The sequence below is a fragment of the Pseudomonas sp. genome, from assembly GCF_026224925.1.
GTDB lineage: Bacteria > Pseudomonadota > Gammaproteobacteria > Pseudomonadales > Pseudomonadaceae > Aquipseudomonas.
In genome coordinates this window covers 1-2424 of the sequence record NZ_JAMFRV010000472.1, presented here as the reverse complement: position 1 = coordinate 2424, position 2424 = coordinate 1, and the positions used below count along the sequence as shown (strand labels likewise).

Here is a 2424-nt window from a genome sequence, read left to right as displayed (position 1 = left end):
TGTATAGAGTGTTCATCAAACAGCCTCCCTCGCGGCGGATATCGGTACCGCTCGCACTTGGTCGCCTGCACTCAACTGCAGGCGTTTTGCGGTCATCGGGTCCACCACCAACGTGCCAGCAGCGAAACGTGCACGGGCGGCGGTGATACGGCAGTCTTCGCGCTTGCGGTTGTGAATCAAAAACGCTGGAGCGTCATCGCCCGGCGTACCGATGGCCAAGACCAATGCCTGGCTGTCGCGCACGGCACGGATCTTCGAGGTTTCGCATTCAACCGCCGGGCCAGCGTCGAAAATGTCGACGTAACCCTGATAGCTGAAGCCCTCACTTTTGAGCATCGCCAACGCTGGTTCAGTGTCGGTGTGCACGCGGCCGATGATGTTTCGCGCGTCTTCGGACAAAAAGCAGGTGTACAGCGGAAACTTGGGCATCAGTTCGGCGATAAACGCCTTGTTGCCCACGCCGGTCAGGTAGTCCGCCTGGCTGAACTCCATTTTGAAGAAGTGCCGCCCCAGGCTTTCCCAAAACGGCGAACGCCCCGCTTCATTGGACATGCCACGCATTTCAGCAATGATCTTGCTGCTGAAAAGTTTTGGAAACTCGGCAATGAACAACAGTCGCGCCTTGGCCAGTAAGCGACCGTTGAGTCCGGTGCGGCTGTCGCTGCGCAAGAACAAAGAGCACAGTTCGGAGTTACCGGTCAGATCGTTGGCCAAAAACAACGTTGGGACTTCACGGTAGACGTTCAGTTCTTTTGAGGCACTGACTGTCAGGCCGACCCGGTAGTTATACCAAGGCTCACGCAGGCCGACGGCACCGGCGATAGCGGAAATCCCGACCACGTCGCCGTCGTCGTCTTCCAGCACAAACAGATAATCGGCGTCACCGCGCTCGGCTTCGCCACGGAAGGTTTTCTCAGCCCAACTGACTCGGTGCGCCAGGCGCTCTTCATTGGCCGGCAGCGTGGTCAAGCCGGGGCCAGTGGTGTGCGCCAACTCGATCAGTTTCGGTAAGTCGCTGCTGCGTACGGGACGAACGATCATGCTTTCTCCTCAACCGGGCTCCCTTGGGAACCCGCGAATCTCGCTAAACCTGCAAACCAGGCACCAATGGCGCGCCTGTCAAACCGCCACGATACGCACGCTGGCACCTTCGCCGACGCCCAAGGCTTCGGCGGCTTCCAGGCTCAAATTGACCGGCTTGCCCGGCGCCCAGTCCAGTTCCAGTAACACGGCGCGGTAGTCCTGTAATTGGCCATTGGCGACCAGGTACAACCGCCCGCCTTTACTCAGGTCACCGCTTTGTACCGTGTCGATTTTCACCGGAACCAGTCGGCTTTGGGCAATCGAACGGATGCTGGACACCCGCGCATGCAGGGTCGGGCCTCCGTCGAAAATATCAATGTAATGGTCGGTTTCGAAGCCTTCACGCATCAGGATATCGAAGGTGATCTGCGCACGCGGGTGCACCTGGCCCATGGCCTCTTGCGCGGCGTCGGGCAGCAACGGCACGTAGATTGGGTAATGCGGCATCAGTTCGGCGAGAAACGTCCGGCTTTTCAGGCCGCACAGGCGCTCAGCTTCGGCGTAGTTCAGGTCAAAGAAGTTGCGTCCGATGGCGTCCCAAAACGGAGAGTCGCCGTTCTCATCGCTGTAGCCGACGATTTCTGTCACCACCGAATCGGCAAAGCGCTCTGGATGACCCGCGACAAACAGCAGGCGACCACGAGAGTTGAGTTCGGACCAATGGGTGCCGACCAATTCCGGGATAACGTAGAAACTGGTCAACAGGCTGTTGCCTGTCAGGTCATGACATTGCGACAGCACGTGAATCTTGTTGTGGATCTTCAACTCACGAGAAGCGTGAACAAAGGTCTCGTTACGGAAGCTATAGAAGGGTTCGGAATAGCCCGCCGAAGCGACAATCCCGGAACATCCCACCAAGCGCCCACTCTCGGTGTCTTCAAGCACGAAGAAGTAAATTTCTTCGCCGTTGAAACTGACTTCCGCAGCGAACGATGCTTCCGAGGCCGCAATCTTGTCGGTCAACCGGTCAACGTCGTCAGGCAGTGAAGTGACACCAATCGGGCTGTCCGCGGCCAGACGCTGTACCTCGCCCAGATCAGCCATTTGCGCGGGGCGCATCACCAGCATGGTGTCACTCCTTACCAAAAATACAGGTCAGCATCAGCCAACTCAGAAAAAACCGGCGCTGGCTGTATGCCAACGCCGAAGGGCTCTACTAATTGTCAGAGTTAAACGTATCAGCCGCTCATCACGCCTGCGTCAGCTTGGCCACCGCGCGTTCGAAGCGGTTCAGGCCTTCTTCGATATCGGCTTCGGTCACCACCAGGCTCGGCGCGAACCGGATTACATCAGGGCCGGCTTGCAGGACCATCAAGCCTTCTTTTTCCGCCGCGTTGAAGA

General features: G+C 58.0%; 3 protein-coding genes. All 3 read right to left on the bottom strand.

The window, feature by feature from the left end:
• Positions 1-15 precede the first annotated feature (15 nt).
• On the bottom strand, positions 16-1041 hold the full coding sequence (gene astA, locus M0974_RS20360) for an arginine N-succinyltransferase (protein WP_297840855.1): 1026 nt from the start codon (positions 1039-1041) through the stop codon (positions 16-18).
• A gap of 78 nt (positions 1042-1119) precedes the next feature.
• Positions 1120-2151, bottom strand: coding sequence for an arginine/ornithine succinyltransferase subunit alpha (aruF, locus tag M0974_RS20355; RefSeq protein WP_297840854.1), 1032 nt, complete (start codon positions 2149-2151; stop codon positions 1120-1122).
• A gap of 121 nt (positions 2152-2272) precedes the next feature.
• Positions 2273-2424: aminotransferase class III-fold pyridoxal phosphate-dependent enzyme (locus M0974_RS20350; RefSeq protein ID WP_297840858.1), on the bottom strand; the 152-nt coding region annotated here is incomplete at its 5' end.